This window comes from Tenacibaculum sp. A30, from assembly GCF_051200845.1.
Taxonomy (GTDB): domain Bacteria; phylum Bacteroidota; class Bacteroidia; order Flavobacteriales; family Flavobacteriaceae; genus Polaribacter.
The window spans coordinates 2,821,039-2,841,635 of sequence record NZ_CP195160.1 but is presented as its reverse complement, the minus strand read 5'-3'; the positions used below and the strand labels follow the sequence as shown (position 1 = coordinate 2,841,635).

Below are 20,597 nucleotides of genomic sequence, written 5' to 3'. Positions count from 1 at the left end.
ATTGTTTTAATATCTTTATCGAAAATTATTATACAAATGACTATAACGCAATTAAAATATACACTTGCTGTTGCTGAATATAAAAACTTTACGATTGCTGCAGAACATTGTTTTGTAACACAACCAACACTTAGTATGCAAATTCAAAAGTTAGAAGAAGAATTGGATGCTAAAATTTTTAATCGTTCAAAAAAACCTATAGAATTAACAGAAGTAGGAAAACGTATTGTAGAGCAAGCCAAAGTTATTGTTGATGAAAGTAACCGAATTATAGATATCGTTCACCAACAAAAAGGATATATTGGAGGAGAGTTTAGAGTAGGAATCATCCCTACCATTATGCCTACTTTACTTCCTATGTTCTTAAAAACCTTTAGTAAAAACTATCCTAAAGTACAGTTAGTTATTGAAGAGTTAACTACTGAAGAAATAGTTAGAAAGTTAATGGATGGATATATCGATGCTGCCATTGCTGCCACTCCGTTAGAAAATGAAGCTATTAAAGAACGTGTTTTATATTACGAACCTTTTGTTGGTTTAGTTCCTAATGAACATCGCTTATACAAGCAAAAGAAATTAAAGGTAGACGATTTAGAAGTCGACGATATATTATTACTTGAAGATGGACACTGTTTTAAAGATAGCGTAATTAACCTTTGTAGAACAAATAAAAGAAGTGCTACACATCATTTTCAACTAGAGAGCGGAAGCTTTGATACACTTATCAAATTATCTAAAGATGGATTGGGAATGACCTTACTTCCTTATTTAAACACCTTAGATTTGAATGATAGAGACAAAGCTCATTTAAGAGAATTTGAAACTCCACCTCCTGCACGTGAAGTAAGTTTAATTTATCATAAATCGCAATTAAAAATGCAACTGATTGAAGCTTTAAAAAACACAATTGATAGTGTTATTAGAGGTGCTATTGCTTTTAGTGATGTAGAAATTATAAGTCCACTTCAAAAAAATTAGTTTTCTTATATAGAAAAGACTAAAGAACGCTTCGCTGCTAAAATACAGACAAACACAAAATAAAAAATCCCGCAATTGCGGGATTTTTTATTTAAAAACTATATTCTGATAAAGGCTTTGGAAAATCTTCAGGATTTGCAGCTAAATGATAACGAGGATCATCTACCGCCTCTTCAATAACATCTGCAAAAATCGGACTTGCTTTATACAGCAATACCTTACAATCTTCACTTAAATGTTTTAACGTTACCTTTTTTCCTGCCTTTTGATATTTTTCAACTAGTATAAAAATAGCTTCAATAGCTGAGTGATCTGAAATACGAGACTCAACAAAATCAATCTCTATATTTTTTGGGTCATTCTTAATATCAAACTTTTCGTTAAAAGCAGTAATACTTCCGAAGAATAAAGGCCCCCAAATTTCGTAAATTTTGGTTCCATCTTGTTTAAAACGTTTTCTTGCTCTAATTTTCTTAGCATTTTCCCAAGCAAAAACTAATGCTGAAATAATTACTCCGACAAATACAGCAATTGCTAAATCAAAAATCACGGTTACCGCAGATACTATAATTAATACAATTGCATCTGATTTTGGTATCTTGTTCATAATTCTAAAGCTCGACCATGCAAACGTGTCAATAACCATCATAAACATTACACCTACTAAAGCCGCAATAGGCACTTGCTCAATATATTTATCAGCAAAAAGGATAAAAATTAATAAAGTAACCGCCATCATAACTCCTGATAAACGTCCTCTACCACCTGCGTTAATGTTAATTACTGTTTGACCAATCATACCACAACCACCAGTTCCTCCAAACAAACCACTTAACATATTCCCTGCTCCTTGTGCTATACATTCTTTATTACCATCACCTCTTGAGTCTGTTAATTCATCCACTAAATTCATCGTCATTAATGTTTCAATTAACCCAACTGAAGCTGCTAAAAAGGCATATGGCGCTATAAACTTTAAAGTATCTAAGTTGAATGGTAAATTGCTCCAAAGTTCTGCTAAATTCATTTTTTTAGAAATCTCATCAAAACCATTTAAACCTGCTCCTCCACCATCTCTAATAAAATCTCCAACATTGATAGACTCTAATCCTCCAATAATAGATACAAATGTTACAATTAAAATAGCCGTTAAAGCTGCTGGTACTTTTGTTGTTAACTTAGGAAGTAACCATATAATTAACATCGTTAACAACACTAACCCCACCATAGTGTATAACTTAGTTCCTTGTAAAGTAGATTTTACAACTCCGCTATCTTTTACTGAATAAAATCCGTCATTTTCTATATTAAAAACAACCTTTTTTGTTTTAGCATCAAAAACTTGTGTGTCTGATTTTACAAAAACTTCTTGGTTTGTTTGATTGTTGACAATTGAATTTCCTTTGATTGAAAATAATGCAGCATTTGATACTAGGTCTTGTACTTCATTATCTGCTATTTTATAAACCAGTTCTTTCGATTCAGTTTTACGCATGTTTTGCCCGAAAATATCTTTCTTATTTTCTTTAAACATTCCTAGTTGCGCAATAAAAATAACTACTGCTAAACCGTTTACGAATCCCATCATTACAGGGTGTGGAATTAGCCTAACTAATTTTCCAAGTTTAAATAGTCCTGCTAACACTTGAATTATCCCCATTAACACTACAGCTGCTAGTAAATAAAAATATCCCATGTTTTCTACAGGTGTATCAAACAACAACCCTTTAGCATGCCCTTCTTGTATCATGTTTACAAAAATTACAGCCACAGCTCCTGCTGCACCAGAAATTAATCCTGGTCTACCTCCAAAAATCGCAGAAATGATTCCTATAACAAACGCTCCAAATAACGCAACAATAGGACTAATTTGAGCTACGAAAGCGAAAGCGACTACTTCTGGTATCATTGCTAACGATACTGTAATACCTGCTAAAGAATCGTCTTTTATGTTAATCTTCTTACTTTTAATGTATTTCATCATAATTTCTAAGAGTCTTTTGTAAAAGTGGGCAAATGTAAAGATAATTTTATAGACCAAGTTTTACGTTTCATTAAGTTTAATTTTGTCAGCGTATTTTTTTGCCGTAATTTTGAACGTTGAACTATCAAACCAATTTGGTAGCAACAAATGAGCAGAAAAACACTACTTACTTCGAAAGAAATTGAAATCATTCTGCATCGATTAGCGTGTCAGTTAATCGAGAATCACAACGATTTTTCTAATACCGTTTTAATAGGATTACAGCCTAGAGGTACTTATTTAGCTAATCGATTAGCTAAATTATTAAGAGAGGAATACAATATAAAGGACTTACAATTAGGTCTTTTAGATATTACTTTTTATCGTGATGATTTTCGCAGAAGACAAGAACCATTAGAAGCCACTTCAACTCAAATAGACTTTTTAATTGAAGACAAAAAAGTGGTAATTATTGACGATGTTTTGTACTCAGGAAGAAGCGTACGAAGTGCTTTAACGGCATTACAATCGTACGGAAGACCTGACAACATCGAATTATTGGTATTAATTGATCGCCGTTTTAGTCGTCATTTACCAATTCAACCTAATTACCGTGGAAGACAAGTAGATGCCATCAACGAAGAAAAAGTAGTTGTTTGTTGGCAAGAAACTCACAAAGAAGATACAATTTACCTTGAACCCAAGCCCTCAAAGCTTGATTAGTTATGATTAAAAAAACAAACTAAGATGAAGCAGTTAAGCGTTGAACATTTATTAGGAATTAAATACCTTAACAAAAATGACCTTGAGCTTATTTTTGAAACCGCTGCTCATTTTAAAGAAGTCATTAACAGACCTATAAAAAAGGTTCCTTCATTACGTGATATTACTATTGCCAACTTATTTTTTGAAAATAGTACCCGTACAAAACTTTCTTTTGAATTAGCTGAAAAGCGTTTATCAGCTGATGTTATTAATTTCTCAGCAGGACAATCATCCGTAAAAAAAGGAGAAACACTAATTGACACCGTTAATAACATTTTATCAATGAAAGTTGATATTGTTGTTATGCGCCACTCCAATGTAGGAGCAGGAATTTTCTTATCAAAACATGTAGATGCAAAAATTATAAATGCTGGTGATGGTACACACGAACATCCAACACAAGCTTTATTAGATAGTTTTTCAATGCGTGAAGCTTTAAATAGCGATTTAAAAGGAAAGAAAATCTTGATTGTTGGTGATGTCTTACATTCGCGTGTAGCTTTATCAAACATATTCGCTTTACAACTACAAGGCGCTAAGGTAAAAGTTTGTGGACCAAGTACTTTAATTCCTAGATACATTTCTAGTTTAGGCGTTGAAGTAGAAACCAATCTTAAAAAAGCTTTAGAGTGGTGTGATGTAGCCAATGTGTTACGTGTACAACACGAACGTATGGATATTAAATATTTTCCTTCAACAAGAGAATACACACAGCTTTTTGGTATAAATAAAGAAATTTTAGACAACCTTGATAAAAAGATTGTTATTATGCACCCTGGGCCGATAAACCGTGGTGTAGAACTAACAAGTGATGTTGCCGACAGTAGCCAGTCTATTATTTTAAATCAGGTAGAAAACGGAGTTGCTGTACGTATGGCAGTAATTTATTTGTTAGCACAACAAATAAAAAGGTAAACATGAAAGCAGAGCAAAAAACAGATTATACATTAATAACTTCTGATGAAAATTCCTTTTCAGATTTCTTAGAAAACTTTGAAAAAGAATATGTTACTCTTACAGGAAAAAACCTGATTCTTGTAATTTCAGAGCAATTTAATGCCTCTAACAAAAATATTTTGCTATTTTTGAAATACGCTCATGAACATCAAAGTAATGGCACATCTTTTGTAGTTGTATCAAAAGATGTAGATATTGATGATTTTCCTGAAACTTTTAACATCGTTCCTACTTTAATTGAAGCAGAAGATGTGATTGAAATGGAAGAAATTCAACGCGATTTAGGTTTTTAACCTTATATTATTAAATAATTATTCATTCCCCCCTAAGTGATAATTTATGGTAAAAAAAATACTTTTTATAACTTTTTTCTTAGCTATCTCAGTTGGTTTTTCTCAAGAAAAATCGGTTGAAAAGCTAGTGGCATCCCCTAACCCTTTTACAAACAGCACTACTATTTACTTTAATGCTAAACACGATCAAACAGTTATTTTAACTGTTAGAAATGTGCTAGGTAAAACAGTTTACAATAAAGAATTAAAAGCTTTAAAAGGACGTAATTCTTTTCCGTTTCAACGTAACGATTTAAAATCTGGAATGTACATTTACGCAATACAAAGCAATAAAGAAATTATTTCTAAACGCTTTGTAATAAAATAAATGAATGAGTTTACATTTGACTATTTTAGGTTGCCATTCTGCAACCCCTAGAGTTAATGCCTACCCTACTGCTCAATATTTAGAAATTAACAATCGACATTTTTTAATTGATTGTGGTGAGGGTACTCAACGACAAATGCGTAAATACAAGATTGGTTTTTCTAAAATCAACCATATTTTCATTTCTCATTTACATGGCGATCATTTCTTTGGTTTAGTCGGTTTAATTTCAACTTTCGGTATTTTAAACCGTGAAAGAGAGTTGCATATTTACGGTCCTAAAGGAATAAAAGAAGTTACAGTACTTCAATTAAAAGTTTCAAAATCGTGGACTAAGTATCCTATCATCTTTCATGAATTAGATTCTAAAGAAAGTGAACTTATTTTTGAAGATGACAAGGTTTCTGTAAGAACCATTCCGTTAGATCATAGAATATATACAAATGGTTTTTTGTTCACGGAAAAACCTAAACCTAGAAAGTTACATGTTGAAAATATTCAGCAATATGAAGAGATTGAAACTTGTGATTTTCATAATATAAAAGCTGGTAAAGATTTTATTCTTTCTACAGGAGAAATAGTTCCCAACGAAGAACTTACCCTTGATCCGCCTAAACCATTAAGCTACGCTTTTTGTAGTGACACTGCTTACAAACCAGCTATAGTACCTATCATTAAAGATGTTGATTTACTCTATCATGAAGCTACCTTTTTAAAAGATAGAGAAGACTTGTGTGAGAAAACAAAACACTCAACAGCCGAACAAGCTGCCTCTATTGCTAATCAGGCAAATGCAAAAAAATTAATTATCGGGCATTATTCTAGCAGGTATAATAATTTAGAAGATTTTAAAGCTGAGGCTCAAACTATTTTTAAAAATGTAGAACTTGCTGAAGCAGGAAAATTATACAGCACAGACCATTTTCCTATTAAAATATTAAAAGATTCAAAAATTGAAGAATTTAAAGAATAGAAAGTTTGAGGTGTTAAGGTGTTTAGAATTTAAGAAGTTCAGTATTAATCAACAATCCAACAATCTATTTAATACTGCTTTGTAGATAAAAGTACCAAAGTACAGGCTATTTCAGCTTCAATTCCGTTATTTTTTAAAACCTCAATAAACTCTACATTTTCAGTTCCTGGATTAAAAATAACCCTTCGTGGTTGTAAACTTACGATGTAATCATAATACTCCTTCTGACGTTCAGGATTCAGGTAGAGAGTGACCGTATCTATTTCAGAAAAAAGTTTCTTTTCTGTTTCAACTACAACATCACCCACTCTGCCTTCTCGGGCGCCTAATGCTAGTGTTTCTACACCATTACTTATCAATCTTTTAATCGCAATATTAGAATATCTTGTCGGATTTAAAGAGGCACCAAGAACTAAAGTTCGCTTTTTCATCTTATGTTAATATTACGTTAAAACCTGTTAATTAGAGTAACAAAGATACTATTTAGACTGTCTATTAAGCATCAAAACAATCTAAATCTAAAAACAACCAAATGAAAAACATATTCATAATACTCTTAACTGTATTAAGCACGAGCATGTTTGCCCAAATGCCTAAGAGTAATCTTCCTAAACCGGGAATCGTATCTGGTAAAGTAGTCGACCAAACAACCAAACAACCGTTACCTTATGTTAATATTATAATCAAAGATGCTACCAAAAAAATTGTGACTGGTGGAATTACTGATGACAACGGTTTATTCTCTATAAAAAATATCCCTGAAGGAAATAGTATTGTAGAAGTTCAATTTATTGGATATAAAACCTTCTCTAAACCTGTTTCAGTTAGTAACAAATCAAATAAAATAGACTTAGGAACTATTTCTTTAGAAGAAGACAGCACTACTTTAGATGAAGTAGAAGTTAGGGCTGAAACTTCTTCTGTAACTCAAAAAGTAGACAGAAAAGTAATTAATGTTGGTAAGGATTTAACCTCAGCAGGAGCTACTGCTTCTGAGTTATTAAACAACGTACAATCGGTAAGTGTGGATAGTCAATCAGGAAATATTAGTTTACGTGGTAATGAAAACGTACGTGTATTGGTAGACGGAAAACCTACAAACATTCCTGCTTCTGAGTTATTAAAACAAATTCCTTCTTCATCTATCAAAAGCGTTGAGTTAATCACGAACCCTTCTGCTAAATACAATCCTGAAGGAATGAGTGGTATTATTAATATCATTCTTAATAAAAATGCCAACATGGGATTTAATGGTTCTATAAACACAGGTGTTGAAGCTGGTCATTTTGTTCGTTACAATGCTTCTACTAATATGAATTACAAAACAGGTAAAGTAAACTTCTTTGGTAACTACGGATATAATGGTGGTGAGCGCTATAACTTTGGGTACGTTAGTAGACCTGGAATTAACTATCAAGATTTTGTTTTCACTAACGATAATGAATCTCACTTGTTTAAAATTGGAGCCGATATTTATTTAGATGATAAAAACACTTTATCATTATACACAACTCAAAATTGGTTTACGAGTGATGCAAGCGGACGTGCTATTATTACCGATAATAATGGTGATTTAACTGAACATTCTCCTAACACTCAAAATAACGAAAGCCATAATCAAGCTTACAACGTAAACTACAAACACGATTTTGCTAAAGAAGGACACACTATTGAGTTTGAAGCTAACTATTCTAAAAATAAAACGCCAAACTATTTAAATAACTATTTCCTTGAAGGTTCGCAACCTGATTACTTTAATGACATAAACAACAATAGAAAAAGTACATTAATAAATTTGGATTATACAAACCCTATTTCTAAAAATGGTAAACTTGAATTAGGTTTAGAGTATCGAGTAAACAGTACAGATAATATTAACCTTACAAACCAACAAATCGTATTAGAAGATATTAATGGTAATAAAACATATAGAGATGTAGGGGATTCTTATTTTACTTACGACAGAGATATCTATTCTGCTTATGTAAACTATGGTCACCAGTTTGGTAAACTATCTATGCAATTAGGAGCGCGTTTTGAGCAATATGAAATTGAAGGTAACTTTACAGGGCTAGACGAAAATGGTGATGTGAAAAATGATAAAGTTACTGATGATATTTTCAGCGTATATCCGTCAGCTTTTTTCACTTATAATCCTAATGAGGCAGATCAATTTCAGTTAAGCTATAGCAAAAGAGTAGACAGACCAGGAATACAACAAGTTAACCCTATTAGAGAATGGAGTACACCTTTAATTACATCGGTTGGTAACCCTGACCTTGTTCCTCAATTTACAAACTCGATTGAATTTAACTACACCAGAAAAGTAAAAGGAGGCTCGATAACATTAGGTAGTTTTTACAGAAATATTACCGATGTAATCAATAGAGCTACTTACATGGATCCTTTAGATGAAACAAATACTAAACAGGTATTAACTTTTGCCAATTTTGACGATACGGATGCTTATGGTTTAGAATTCTCTGTAAATTATAAAATTGCAAAATGGTGGAGAGCTAATGCTAGTATGGATTATTATTCTCAGAAACAATTTGGAACTGCTGATTTCAGTAATCCTAATGCTCCTACTCTTGAAGTTAAAACAGACATTTTTAATGCCCGTATAAGCAATAGTTTTACAGTATCTAAAAAATTACGTTTACAATTATTTGCTATGTATAGAGGACCAAGAGAAGATATTCAGTGGGATGTAGAGCCTATGAAAATGGTTAACATAGGTGCTAACTACACTATTCTTAAAGGAAAAGGAAACATCAATTTGAGAGTTAACGATATTTTTAATGACATGAGGTTTAAGTTTAACTCTGAAAGACCTTTTGTTCAAAACGGACGTTTCAAGTGGGAAAGCAGAACTGCTTATATCGGATTTAACTACAGATTTGGTGGAGGAAAAAATAAAACCCGCGCTAGAAAACAACGTGATAATAACGAAACCCAAGGAGGTGGAGGATTTATATAAACCTACAATTGTAGAATTATTTGAAAAGAAAAACCGAAGTTAATACTTCGGTTTTTCTATTTTATATGCAGACTAAAATTACCAGCGAATCACTACCGATCCCCAAGTAAATCCACTACCAAAAGCAGCTAATACTACCAAATCACCATCGTTGATTTTTCCTTCTTCCCAAGCTTCTGTCAATGCAATAATAACTGACGCAGCAGTCGTATTACCATACTTCATAATATTGTTATACACCTTGTCGTCAGACAACTGAAACTTCTTTTGAATAAACTGCGCAATACGTAAGTTCGCTTGATGCGGAATTAACATATCAATATCCTCTTTTTGTAATCCATTTGCTTGTAAACCTTCAACGATTGCTTCTGAAAAACGAACAACCGCATGTTTAAATACAAATTGACCGTTCATATATGGATAATACGAAGTATCATCTGGATCATTTGCTTCCATAATTTCAGGAACCCAACGTCCTGTTGAAGGACCTTCTAACATTAATTCTTTCGCATATTTTCCTTCGGAATGTAAGTGAGAAGATAAAATTCCTTTTCCTTCCTCTTCCGAACGTGATAAAACAGCAGCCCCTGCTCCATCTCCAAAAATTACAGTAACCCCGCGACCGCGCGTAGAACGCTCTAAACCACCTGAGTGATTTTCAGAACCAATTACTAAAACATTTTTATACATTCCTGTTTTAATAAACTGATCAGCGACAGAAAGCGAGTAAATAAATCCAGAACATTGATTACGAACATCTAATGCTCCAACAGTTGGCATATCTAACAAATCTTGAATTTGCACACCGCCTCCTGGAAAATATAATTCAGGACTCAACGTAGCAAAAATGATAAAATCAATATCATCTTTAGTCAATCCAGCACGCTCTATGGCTATTTTAGCGGCTTTAGCTCCCATTACTGATGTAGAATCATCAGAAGTTTTTGGGTCGATCCAACGACGCTCTTTGATACCAGTTCTCTCTTGTATCCATTCATCACTCGTCTCCATAAACTGAGTCAAGTCATCGTTAGTCACTACGTTCTCAGGAACATAATAACCTAATCCTGTAATTTTTGAATTATACATATTTTTTAAAGTTGATTATTTTGTTGTTGTCAATTGCAGCCTGTAAAAATAGTAATTAATTAATACCTTTACAAAAAGACATAAAGCTACAAATATTAACTAATTATTTGTGAACAGAAAAATTTCCTCTCATTATCAACCAAAGCTGTTATGTTTTTTGGTTTGTCTACTGCCTTTTCTTGTAAAGAAGAAGCTAGTGACAAAACCATTCCTCTGTTAAATAAAACTGCAAAAGGAAGTGTTTTTGGTTGAGCTGCTCCTAAAATAGACAAAGTTAATGTTGGAATTATTGGTTGTGGAAACCGAGGGCAAGTATTAGTACAAATGTTTGATTGGTTGGTAAAAAATGGAAATGCTGAAATTGTAGCTGTTTCTGATTTACGCAAAGAGAAAACAGACAAACTAAACGAACATCTTCAAAAAAACACACAATAAAACTGCTGATGCTTATTATGGAAGTCCTGAAGAATGGAAAAAGGTTGTTGAACGTGATGATATCGATTTATTAATAATTGCTACTCCTTGGGAATGGCATACGCCAATGGCTTTATATGGAATGGAACAAGGCAAGCATGTAGCCTGCGAGGTTCCTGTAGCTTATACCTTAGAGGATTGTTGGAAGTTGATAGAAACCGCAAAACGCACGCAAAAGCATTGTATAATGCTAGAAAATTGTTGCTATAATAATGAAGAAGAATTAGCTTGGTGAGGACATGAATGGTTGAAACCTGAAAAATATAATGAATACAGAGAAAAATACAACCATCCTCTTTGGGATAAACTAAAAACACAAATATCAGTCAATTCTGTAGGTCACGGAGTAATGGTTTTTGTGATGATTTACCGCTTAATTAAATGCTTAAACCAAGGATTGCCATTAGATATTAATGTATATGATAGTGTTTTATGGAGTGCTATTACGCCTCTTTCTGAGTTATCTGTAGCACAGAACAGTAGCTCTATTAAAGTTCCAGATTTTACAGGCGGAACCTGGAAAAACAACAACAAATCAGAAATGTTAAGAGATATTTAATCTATAATCAAAAAACACTAACTTGTAATGAGTTAGTGTTTTTTTAGTATTTATTTTTATCTGTTTTTATAGAAAATTCACTTTAATCTTCTTCCACAACCCCAGTAGAATATATACTGTTACGAATGCAATTCCTGTTAACACCATAGCAATTGTATAATTTCCGTAAATCCAATTTCCAGTTGCAAACAAACTACTAAAGACTAAAATACAACCAGTAAAAGCAGCTAATAAACCATTACCTAAATTAACCGTTTCTTTCTGCTCATCTATTACAATATTTTTCTCTTTTGCTTTAGCTAACACATACAACCATCCTGCTTTTTTAGGTTGAATCTTTTTATAAAAACTAATCAGTACTTCATCATCTTCTGGTTTCGTTAGCAGAGTTACCAACAGCCAAACAATAGTAGTACACAACACCACTAATGGAAATTGCCAATAACTTTCAAACACTCCTTCTGTTCCAAATAAATATTCAGCATTAAAATAAAAAATCAGTGAAAAAATTCCTGATGCTATCATTGCCGAAATCTCACTCCACGCATTGATACGCCACCAAAACCAACGCAATAAAAATATAAGTCCAGTACCTGCACCAAACATTAATATAAATTTAAAAATCTCTAACGCATTGGTAAATAGTAAAGCTAGTATTGCGCTAAAAATCATTAAAACTACGGTTGCTAATTTCCCTACATTTACCAATGTTTTTTCACTAGCATTTGGATTTATATTTTGCTTGTAAAAATCATTTACTATATAAGAAGCTCCCCAATTTAAATGGGTAGAAATTGTACTCATGTATGCTGCTACTAACGATGTAAGTACAATACCTGCTAATCCACTAGGTAAAAACGTTAACATTGCAGGATATGCTAAATCATGCCCTAGTTTGTCATCTGACACATTCGGAAAAGCTTCTTTTATACTCGCTAAATCAGGAAATACCACCAATGAAGCCAATGCTACAATAATCCATGGCCACGGACGCAAAGCATAATGTAAAATATTAAAGAAAAAAGTTGCTCCAATAGCATGATTTTCATCTTTAGAAGCCAGCATTCTTTGAGCAATATATCCTCCTCCACCTGGTTCTGCTCCAGGATACCAAGCACTCCACCACTGTACTGCTAACGGAATAATAAAAATTGATATAAGTAGTTCCTTATTGTTAAAATCTGGTAAAATTGATAATTTATCTACTACATTAGGATGTGTTAATAAATTCTCTAAACCATCTACTTCAGGATGGTTTACTGCTACAAATGCAGCTCCAATAGCTCCAATCATAGCAACAAAAAACAATAAAAAATCGGTGTACACCACCCCTTTGAATCCACCAATAGCACTAAAAATAACCGTAACTACCGAAGCAATTCCTATTGTTTGAATTGGTGTTAAGCCCAACATTACCTCCCCTATTTTTATAGCGGCTAAAGTTACACCTGCCATTGCTAAAACATTAAAAAATATTCCAAGATATAGTGATCGAAATCCTCTTAAAAACCTAGCAGGTTTTCCTCCATATCTAAGTTCATAAAACTCTAAATCTGTCGTTGACTGGCTCTTTCTCCATAATTTCGCATAAATAAAAACCGTTAACATTCCTGTTAGCAAGAAAGCCCACCAAACCCAGTTTCCAGAAACCCCATTGGTTCTAACAATATCTGTAACTAAATTAGGAGTATCAGTTGAAAAAGTTGTAGCTACCATTGAAACTCCCAATAACCACCAAGGCATATTTCTACCCGATAAAAAATACTCAGAAGTACTTTGTTTTGATTTTTTCGAAACCCAGATTCCTATTCCTAATGTAATACTGAAAAAAATAAAGATAAAAGTATAGTCAATCGTAGTTAGATTCATGAAATAAAATTTAATGTCGACCAAAATAATCAATCATATTAAATTATATTGGGCTTTTTAAATAAATATTATGACTTTAGTTATTCTTGCTGCTGGTATGGGAACTAGATATGGCGGATTAAAGCAATTGGACACTATTAGTAATGAAAATGAAACTATTATAGATTTTTCTATTTATGATGCTATTAAACACGGTTTTAAAAAAGTAGTTTTTGTAGTTCGTCAAGATTTTTTAGAAACCATAAAGGCCTTGTATTTACCTAAACTTCAAAACAAAATTAAGGTAGCGTTTGTTTGTCAAGAAGCAACCAATACTCCAGAATAATTTTTAACTGATTACCTAAATAATGATGTTTATTATAAAACTAAACATTCTGAACATAATTTAGACAGAGCCATAAACCAATTTACCTTGGTAGAAAAAATTCGAGAACAGCAACAGGAAATAAATTTCTATATAAACGAAGTATATCTGTCATCTTGTCATTAAGTTTCCTTTGGTATTTTTTTTGACTATTCATTCCACAGAAAATAATATCAAACAAAATATATACTTATGAGTAAAGGAAACATTAATGTATCGGTTGAAAATATATTTCCACTGATTAAAAAATTCTTGTATTCTGACCACGAAATCTTTTTACGTGAGTTGATTTCGAACGGAACTGACGCTACTACTAAATTAAAACACCTTATCTCAATTGGTGAAGCTAAAACAGAATTAGGTGACGCTAAAATTGAAATAAGCATTGATAAAGATGCAAAAACCTTAACTATTAAAGACCAAGGTCTTGGTATGACTATGGAAGAGGTTGAAAAATACATCAACCAAATTGCTTTTTCTGGAGCTGAAGAGTTCTTAGAAAAATACAAAGACGACAAAAACGAAACAGGTGTTATTGGCCACTTCGGATTAGGTTTCTATTCAGCTTTTATGGTGGCTGATAAAGTAGAAATTTTCACCAAATCGTTCAAAGACGAGCCTGCTGCTCACTGGACATGTGATGGTTCTCCTGAATATACTTTAGTAGAACACGACAAAGCTGACAGAGGTACAGAAATCGTATTACATATTGCTGAAGATTCAACTGAATTTTTAGAAGAAGGTAAAATCAGCGGATTGTTAACTAAATACAACCGTTTTAACCAAGTACCAATTAAGTTTGGAACTAAAGAAGAAACTTTACCTTTACCAGAAGGTGCTGCTGAAGATGCAAAACCAGAAACAATAACTGTTGATAATATTATCAACAACACAGATCCTGCTTGGACAAAAAAACCTGCGGATTTAGAAGATGAAGATTATAAAAACTTCTACCGTGAATTGTATCCAATGCAATTTGAAGAGTCTTTATTCCACATTCACTTAAATGTAGATTATCCATTTAACTTAACAGGAATCTTATATTTCCCTAAGTTAACGCAGAACTTGGATATGCAAAAGGATAAAATCCAATTATACCAAAACCAAGTATTTGTTACGGATAATGTAGAAGGAATCGTTCCTGATTTCTTACAAATGTTAAAAGGGGTAATTGATTCTCCAGACATTCCTTTAAACGTTTCTCGTTCTTATTTGCAAGCTGACGGAGCCGTTAAAAAAATCTCTGGATACATTACTAAAAAAGTAGCCGACAAACTTTCTTCTTTATTCAAAAATAATCGTGAAGATTTTGAACAAAAATGGAACGACATCAAGGTTATTATTGAATACGGAATGTTATCGGAAGAAAAATTCTTTGACAAAGCGAAGAAGTTTGCCTTATACCCTACTGTTGATAACAAGTTCTTTACGTTTGACGAATTAGTTGAAAAAACTAAAGATGCCCAAACCGATAAAGACGGAAATCATATCATTTTATACGCTGCAAACAAAGATGCGCAACACAGTTATATTGAAGATGCAAAAGCAAAAGGATACGAAGTATTGTTGTTAGACTCTCCTATCGTTTCGCATTTAATGCAAAAATTAGAAATGGAATCTGGTGATGCTAAAGTACAATTCAAACGTGTAGATGCTGACCATATTGACAATTTAATTAAGAAAGACGATACGGTAATTTCTAAACTTTCTGACGAAGAAAAAGAGAAATTAAAGCCTGTTATTGAAGGAGCTGTAAATAACTCTAGTTATACAGTACAATTAGAAGCAATGGATTCTAACGCCTCTCCTTTCATAATTACTGTACCAGAATTTATGCGTCGTATGAAAGAAATGAGTGCTACTGGCGGTGGCGGAATGATGGGAATGGGTAATTTACCTGAAATGTATAACTTGGTAGTAAACACCAATCATGAGTTAGTATCAGAAATTTTAAATGCTGATGAAGACAAACAAAAACAATTAGTTACACAAGCATTTGATTTGGCTAAATTATCTCAAAACCTATTACATGGTGAAGAGTTAACCAACTTTATCAAGCGTAGCTACGAGTTAATAAAATAATAACAAAACAAGCTATTAGCATCAATAAAAGAGAATGAATACAACTTCATTCTCTTTTTTGTTTTGTAAATTGTAAACATGAATAACAAACCTCATCTTTATTTTAAAACAGACGCTGAATGGCGAGAATGGTTGTTAGAAAACCACAATGAAAGTGATGGTGTACATCTCATTCTTTATAAAGTTGAACTTGATATACCTAGTATGCGTTGGGAAGAAGCGGTTAAAGTTGCGCTATGTTTTGGTTGGATTGATAGCACTGTAAAAAGCCTAGGTGATGGTAAACGACGACAATACTTTTCTCCTAGAAAACCTAAAAGTATTTGGAGTGCTCTAAATAAAAAATACATTGAAGAATTAATTACACAAGATTTAATGCATGCTTCTGGAATTTCTTCTATAAAAATTGCCAAAGAGAACGGATCTTGGTCTGCGTTAGATTCCGTAGAAAATTTAATTGTTCCAGAAGATTTACAAGTTGAATTTGATAAAAATGCAGTAGCATTTAACAACTATCAAAATTTTGCACCTTCTTACCGTAAAGGCTATTTATATTGGTTAAGTCAAGCTAAAAGAGAGGCTACAAGAACAAAGCGAATTTATGAAATCATACGATTATGTGCCATCAATCAAAAGTCTAGGTGATTCTTAGTATATTGTTGTACAATCAATTAACTATATGCAACTAGAATCCCTCGTCAAAAAATTTAAAGCTAAAGACGTTAAAGCTTTTGAAAAGCTGTATGATCTATACAACGAAAGTGTGCAAGGTGTCGTTTTTAACATTGTTAGAGAAAAATCCATTGCCGAAGAAGTAAACCAAGACGTTTTTATAAAAGCTTGGAACAATGCCGAGTCTTATTCAGAAAAAAAAGGACATTTTTTTACTTGGATTATCAATATTGCTCGAAATGCAGCTATAGATAAAATAAGATCTAAAAATTTTAAGAACAATACTAAAAACCTTGATGCCGAATTTTTCGTAGATATATTAGAGAATCACGATAGTTTAGATACAAAAACCGACTTTAAAACTTGACCCTCTTTCTTCTACTAGTTTAGGTACTATAGATAACTTTACAGCAAACGATAGTAAAATATTCACTATTAATACCCCTAACGAATCTCAAGCGTTTGGAATAACATTAGAACCTGCTGGTGGTAGTAAAACACCAACCTTAGAACAATTATACACTTTAGGAGCAGTATAATATTATTTACCTTAAACCTTATAAATCAATATAGCCGCATAAAGCGGCTATATCTTTGTTACCATTTAACCTTCAAAAATGACAACGTTACTAGAAGCCCCCCCGGACAACATTATTGTTAAAAAGTATATCGTATTGTAGCTTTTGCTGAAAAAGGCGTTCCTGGTGTAAAGTGAATTTCTTCTACTGGATTTAGCTCATTTTCTAATCTTGATTCCGTAGCAAACTGTGTTTCGTTCCAAGCTACATCAAAAATATTCTCTAGTGCAACTCCTAATGTTATATTGTTTATTTTATAACTAAGATTTGCATCAGTAATAAAATACCCCTCAGCAACTATTGAATTATCTTCATTCGCAGGTCTATCACCTATATATCTGTAATGTATTCCTCCTGAAAAATTCTTATAATCATTTAAGGATATTCCTCCTGTCACCGTTACTTTAGGTGCTAAAGGAATATTATTTTCTCCTGAAGGATCATCAACACTTTCTGCTTTTGTAAAAGTTGCATCACTATCAAAATATAACCAATCTGTTAATTGATACCTAAGTCCTAAATCGATACCATAACGTTGAGCCTCTCCTGAAGGTTCTACTATACCAGCATCTCCAACATAAACTAATTCATCTTCTGACAATAAATACCATAACGCTGTATTAAAAACTAACTTTTGTGTAGGTTTCCAAACAGTTCCTAAATCAATACCGTAAGCTCTTGGTAATGTTTTTTTATTAGGTTGGGTAGCCACTACCCTTGTATCGTTTGAATGAAACCCAATTCCTGATTTTAAAAACCATTGAATTTTAGTACTTGGAGTATAGGTTACATTAATTTTAGGGTTTACAACTACTTGTGACTTTGAAAATGTTTCATATTCATCTAATAAGTAATCGTTGTAATTGAATTTTAGATAATCCAATCGTACTGCTGGTGCTATCATAAATTTTCCAAGCTCAAATTCACTATTTACAAAAGCATAATAATTTGTTTGATTCACCTTACCCAACTGTAACTGCTCTAACACTTCTTTTCTCTGAAGCGTATGCGATAGCTCTAAATTATCAACAATATCTGCTCTTAAACCTGTTCCAAAAGTAAGTTCTACAGGAGTATTTGATAAATATGTTTTCTTTTTAAACTGTGTATTGAAACCAAAAACATCTCTATTTTCCGTCTGTTTTATTTGATCTCCATTTACAGGATCTTCTAAAAAGAAGGTAAAGTTTGAAAACAAGTTGAAATTATAATTCGAGTAGAAAACATTTGAAGTTACACTAACATCATTCTTTAAAACTTTAGTGTGCTCTAAATTGATATTTGTTCTTGATGTTGTTCCTCCTTCAGTATCATCAATAGCGCCAAAACGAGTAATATTACCGTTGTCTACCTCTCGTTGTGGTATTTGACCCGATGCATCCCATTTACTGGTAAAATGCGATGCTGATATTGCTAAACTGCTATTATCTTTTAAAAAAGTTCTATACTTTGTAAACAGGTTGATTCTGCTAAAATTCTGTGGAGATTCTACAAAACCATCTGTTTCTAAATATTCAATTGCTACGTACGCATTATCTGTGCTGTTTTTATCTAACAAATTAAACATTCCTAAAGTTCTAAAAGTATTGAACTGTCCTAACCCTACTTCAACCTGACTATTTTCTAAAAATGTTTTTGTTTTAAACTCAACATATCCTGCTGTATTAAAATCTCCTTTATTAGCATAGTAAGGCCCTTTTCCGAAGTTAATTTTCTCAATGGTTTCAGGAATAATAAAATGTAAATCGCTATATCCTTGTCCGTGTGCATGAGAAACCATATTTACTGGTGTTCCATCTACCGATAATGCTATATCTGTACCGTGATCGATATCAAAGCCTCTTAAAAAAATTTGTTCTGCTTTTCCTCCTCCTGCATGTTGCCCTATAAAGAGTCCAGGTACTCGTTGTAAAATTTGTTGAGATGAGTTTACTGGTTTTTTATCTAAATCTACCTTAACAATAGTTTGTAACGGATCTCTCTTATTAGACAAAACCATTTCATCTAACAAGAAATCTTTCATTTCTAAAACTATTGTTTTCGAACCTTTTAAATCCTCATTCTTTAATTCAATGTTAATTTTTTTGTATCCTAAAATTCCAAACTCTACATTATCACCTTCTTTTGAATTATCTAAGGTAAACTCTCCTTTTAAGTTAGTATGTGTATGGGTATTACTAGTTGTATTATATACATATACATTCTCTAAAGGCTTTTTGTTGGTATTTAATACCTTTCCTTTAAATTGTTGCGAAAATACATGGTAACTACCTAGCAATAATGCTAAAAATAAAATCTTTGTTTTCAAAATACTGAAGTTTGGTTATATATTTAAAATTTTTTCTGTCATCAACGGACCTAATTCAAAAGAGCTATCTAATAACTCTTCTTTTAAAGCCATAGCTTTATCATTAATTCCATTTGCTTTGTAAATTTCAGCTATATGATACTGTATTTCGGGCTCGAAAGTTTTATCTACTACATATGTATTAATTACTTCTAAAGCTTTTTTAAAGTCTTTATTTTTGTAATAATACCAGGCTAGTAAATCGTAAGATTGTGGCGTAGACCTACTCTCAATTTCTTTTTCGATGTATGATAACGCACTAGATGTGTCATTAAATTCTTCTAAATATAATTTAGCTAAATGCTGATTATACATTACACCATATGAACTATTTTTTACAGCCGATAAATATACCTCTATATTACTTTCTTTTATTGTTAAATTATTCTTAAACTCGGCTATTTCTGCCTTTAACAAAAAATAATCTGGGGCTGAATGTTCTTTACTTATTACGTTCAAAATACGTAACGCTTCATCTGGATTTTTATCATGAGAATATACTATCCAAGCAATACCTTTTTTTGCATACGCGTTACTGTTATCTAGTTCTAATGCTTTTAAATATAATTTATAAGAATCTTGTATTTGCCCATTATGCCCATAAAAATCAGCTAAATTAGTATAGCTCCAAACTTTTAAATCTTTGCCGTTTGCTTCTTCTGCTTTTTTCATGGCTTTTTCCATAAAACGAATTGCAGAAGACAAATATCCTTTATGATCATACCATTTTGAAACTCTTATTAAATAATCAAAGTCAGCATAATTTTCAATTTTTGCTAAGTATTCTGAAGCATTTTGAATATCTCCCAACTCTAAATAAACATCAAACAACATTTTCTGAGTAGCATTAAGGTTTTCTCCGTTTATTTCTGCTTTTTTTAATAGCTCTAACGATTCTTTAAATCGATGTTGAGAAATATAATTCCTTGCTAAAGATCTTATATGAGACGCTTTATTGTAGTTAGTTTTTTGATTGATTTCTAGCAACTTTTGCTCTGCTTCTATCAAATAAGAAATATCTCCTTTTTCTGAGAACAATAATGTGTTTGCCTTTGCTAGCTTACTTAAATACGGATACTGTGTTGGTTGATTTTTTAACTTTTCTTGCCAAAAGTTAAGTTCAGTTTGAGCTAAAGATGTTGATGCAGTTTCTATGTTTTGGATATACTTATTATAATCCCTTTTATCTGCTATTTGTGTTTTTTTTGAAGTTGAACAACTTACTATAACACTAATTAAAATAGTATATATAATTATTTTAAAAGTTTTCATTGTCGAAGGTTTAAG

20 protein-coding genes and 1 pseudogene are annotated in these 20,597 nt (G+C 32.2%); 14 read left to right on the top strand and 7 right to left on the bottom strand.

Annotation, left to right across the window (positions count from 1 at the left end; all coding sequences use genetic code 11):
• Positions 1–36 precede the first annotated feature (36 nt).
• The gene (locus ACR9ES_RS13700; RefSeq protein WP_435254591.1) at positions 37–978 is read left to right on the top strand and encodes a hydrogen peroxide-inducible genes activator; all 942 of its coding nucleotides are present in this window, start codon (positions 37–39) and stop codon (positions 976–978) included.
• 91 nt (positions 979–1,069) lie between these two features.
• On the opposite strand, the gene ACR9ES_RS13695 is transcribed toward ACR9ES_RS13700, so the two are convergent.
• Positions 1,070–2,962, bottom strand: a complete 1,893-nt coding sequence (locus tag ACR9ES_RS13695; RefSeq protein WP_435254590.1) for a SulP family inorganic anion transporter — start codon at positions 2,960–2,962, stop codon at positions 1,070–1,072.
• Positions 2,963–3,109: 147 nt separating this feature from the next.
• Here ACR9ES_RS13695 and pyrR point away from each other — a divergent pair, with 147 nt between their 5' ends.
• The 5 genes from pyrR to ACR9ES_RS13670 are packed head-to-tail and all read left to right on the top strand — an operon-like array spanning position 3,110 to position 6,296.
• On the top strand, positions 3,110–3,664 hold the full coding sequence (gene pyrR, locus ACR9ES_RS13690; protein WP_274634339.1) for a bifunctional pyr operon transcriptional regulator/uracil phosphoribosyltransferase PyrR: 555 nt from the start codon (positions 3,110–3,112) through the stop codon (positions 3,662–3,664).
• A 24-nt stretch (positions 3,665–3,688) separates the two neighbouring features.
• On the top strand, positions 3,689–4,621 hold the full coding sequence (locus tag ACR9ES_RS13685; RefSeq protein ID WP_435254589.1) for an aspartate carbamoyltransferase catalytic subunit: 933 nt from the start codon (positions 3,689–3,691) through the stop codon (positions 4,619–4,621).
• A 2-nt stretch (positions 4,622–4,623) separates the two neighbouring features.
• The gene (locus tag ACR9ES_RS13680) at positions 4,624–4,956 is read left to right on the top strand and encodes a hypothetical protein (RefSeq protein WP_274634341.1); all 333 of its coding nucleotides are present in this window, start codon (positions 4,624–4,626) and stop codon (positions 4,954–4,956) included.
• Between the two features lie 46 nt (positions 4,957–5,002).
• Positions 5,003–5,323 (top strand): T9SS type A sorting domain-containing protein, encoded by a 321-nt coding sequence (locus ACR9ES_RS13675; protein WP_274634342.1) that lies wholly within the window; start codon positions 5,003–5,005, stop codon positions 5,321–5,323.
• Positions 5,324–5,327: 4 nt separating this feature from the next.
• Complete coding sequence (locus ACR9ES_RS13670) at positions 5,328–6,296, top strand: ribonuclease Z (RefSeq protein WP_435254588.1); 969 nt, start codon at positions 5,328–5,330, stop codon at positions 6,294–6,296.
• Positions 6,297–6,364: 68 nt separating this feature from the next.
• Here the strand turns inward: ACR9ES_RS13670 and ACR9ES_RS13665 are convergent, their stop codons facing one another.
• Positions 6,365–6,727: a CoA-binding protein gene (locus ACR9ES_RS13665; protein WP_435254587.1), complete on the bottom strand. Its 363-nt coding sequence runs from the start codon at positions 6,725–6,727 to the stop codon at positions 6,365–6,367.
• A 101-nt stretch (positions 6,728–6,828) separates the two neighbouring features.
• Here ACR9ES_RS13665 and ACR9ES_RS13660 point away from each other — a divergent pair, with 101 nt between their 5' ends.
• On the top strand, positions 6,829–9,276 hold the full coding sequence (locus tag ACR9ES_RS13660) for a TonB-dependent receptor domain-containing protein (protein ID WP_435254586.1): 2,448 nt from the start codon (positions 6,829–6,831) through the stop codon (positions 9,274–9,276).
• Positions 9,277–9,354: 78 nt separating this feature from the next.
• Here ACR9ES_RS13660 and ACR9ES_RS13655 read toward each other — a convergent pair whose 3' ends face one another.
• On the bottom strand, positions 9,355–10,365 hold the full coding sequence (locus tag ACR9ES_RS13655; RefSeq protein ID WP_274634346.1) for a 3-oxoacyl-ACP synthase III family protein: 1,011 nt from the start codon (positions 10,363–10,365) through the stop codon (positions 9,355–9,357).
• Between the two features lie 95 nt (positions 10,366–10,460).
• Positions 10,461–10,637: a hypothetical protein gene (locus tag ACR9ES_RS13650; protein ID WP_274634347.1), complete on the bottom strand. Its 177-nt coding sequence runs from the start codon at positions 10,635–10,637 to the stop codon at positions 10,461–10,463.
• 140 nt (positions 10,638–10,777) lie between these two features.
• Here ACR9ES_RS13650 and ACR9ES_RS13645 point away from each other — a divergent pair, with 140 nt between their 5' ends.
• Together ACR9ES_RS13645 and ACR9ES_RS13640 are read left to right on the top strand one after the other, a co-directional pair.
• Entirely contained in the window at positions 10,778–11,074 is a 297-nt protein-coding gene (locus tag ACR9ES_RS13645; protein WP_435255656.1) for a Gfo/Idh/MocA family protein, read from the top strand.
• Between the two features lie 12 nt (positions 11,075–11,086).
• Positions 11,087–11,398 (top strand): hypothetical protein, encoded by a 312-nt coding sequence (locus ACR9ES_RS13640; RefSeq protein ID WP_435254585.1) that lies wholly within the window; start codon positions 11,087–11,089, stop codon positions 11,396–11,398.
• A 66-nt stretch (positions 11,399–11,464) separates the two neighbouring features.
• On the opposite strand, the gene ACR9ES_RS13635 is transcribed toward ACR9ES_RS13640, so the two are convergent.
• Positions 11,465–13,267, bottom strand: a complete 1,803-nt coding sequence (locus ACR9ES_RS13635; protein WP_435254584.1) for a sodium:solute symporter family protein — start codon at positions 13,265–13,267, stop codon at positions 11,465–11,467.
• A gap of 70 nt (positions 13,268–13,337) precedes the next feature.
• Between ACR9ES_RS13635 and ACR9ES_RS13630 the strand changes: the two genes are divergently transcribed.
• From ACR9ES_RS13630 to ACR9ES_RS13610, 5 genes and pseudogenes are all read left to right on the top strand, one after another.
• On the top strand, positions 13,338–13,592 hold the full coding sequence (locus tag ACR9ES_RS13630; RefSeq protein ID WP_435254583.1) for a hypothetical protein: 255 nt from the start codon (positions 13,338–13,340) through the stop codon (positions 13,590–13,592).
• Between the two features lie 231 nt (positions 13,593–13,823).
• Positions 13,824–15,713 (top strand): molecular chaperone HtpG, encoded by a 1,890-nt coding sequence (gene htpG, locus ACR9ES_RS13625; protein WP_299002001.1) that lies wholly within the window; start codon positions 13,824–13,826, stop codon positions 15,711–15,713.
• Between the two features lie 78 nt (positions 15,714–15,791).
• Entirely contained in the window at positions 15,792–16,358 is a 567-nt protein-coding gene (locus ACR9ES_RS13620) for a YdeI/OmpD-associated family protein (protein WP_435254582.1), read from the top strand.
• Between the two features lie 34 nt (positions 16,359–16,392).
• On the top strand, positions 16,393–16,752 hold the full coding sequence (locus ACR9ES_RS13615) for an RNA polymerase sigma factor (protein ID WP_435254581.1): 360 nt from the start codon (positions 16,393–16,395) through the stop codon (positions 16,750–16,752).
• A pseudogene (locus tag ACR9ES_RS13610) lies at positions 16,739–16,924 on the top strand (anti-sigma factor); the annotation flags it as partial. The gene ACR9ES_RS13615 and the pseudogene ACR9ES_RS13610, both read left to right, overlap by 14 nt.
• A 118-nt stretch (positions 16,925–17,042) precedes the next feature.
• On the opposite strand, the gene ACR9ES_RS13605 reads toward ACR9ES_RS13610, so the two are convergent.
• Positions 17,043–19,271 (bottom strand): TonB-dependent receptor, encoded by a 2,229-nt coding sequence (locus tag ACR9ES_RS13605; RefSeq protein ID WP_435254580.1) that lies wholly within the window; start codon positions 19,269–19,271, stop codon positions 17,043–17,045.
• A 15-nt stretch (positions 19,272–19,286) separates the two neighbouring features.
• Complete coding sequence (locus tag ACR9ES_RS13600) at positions 19,287–20,582, bottom strand: tetratricopeptide repeat protein (protein ID WP_435254579.1); 1,296 nt, start codon at positions 20,580–20,582, stop codon at positions 19,287–19,289.
• Positions 20,583–20,597: the final 15 nt, after the last annotated feature.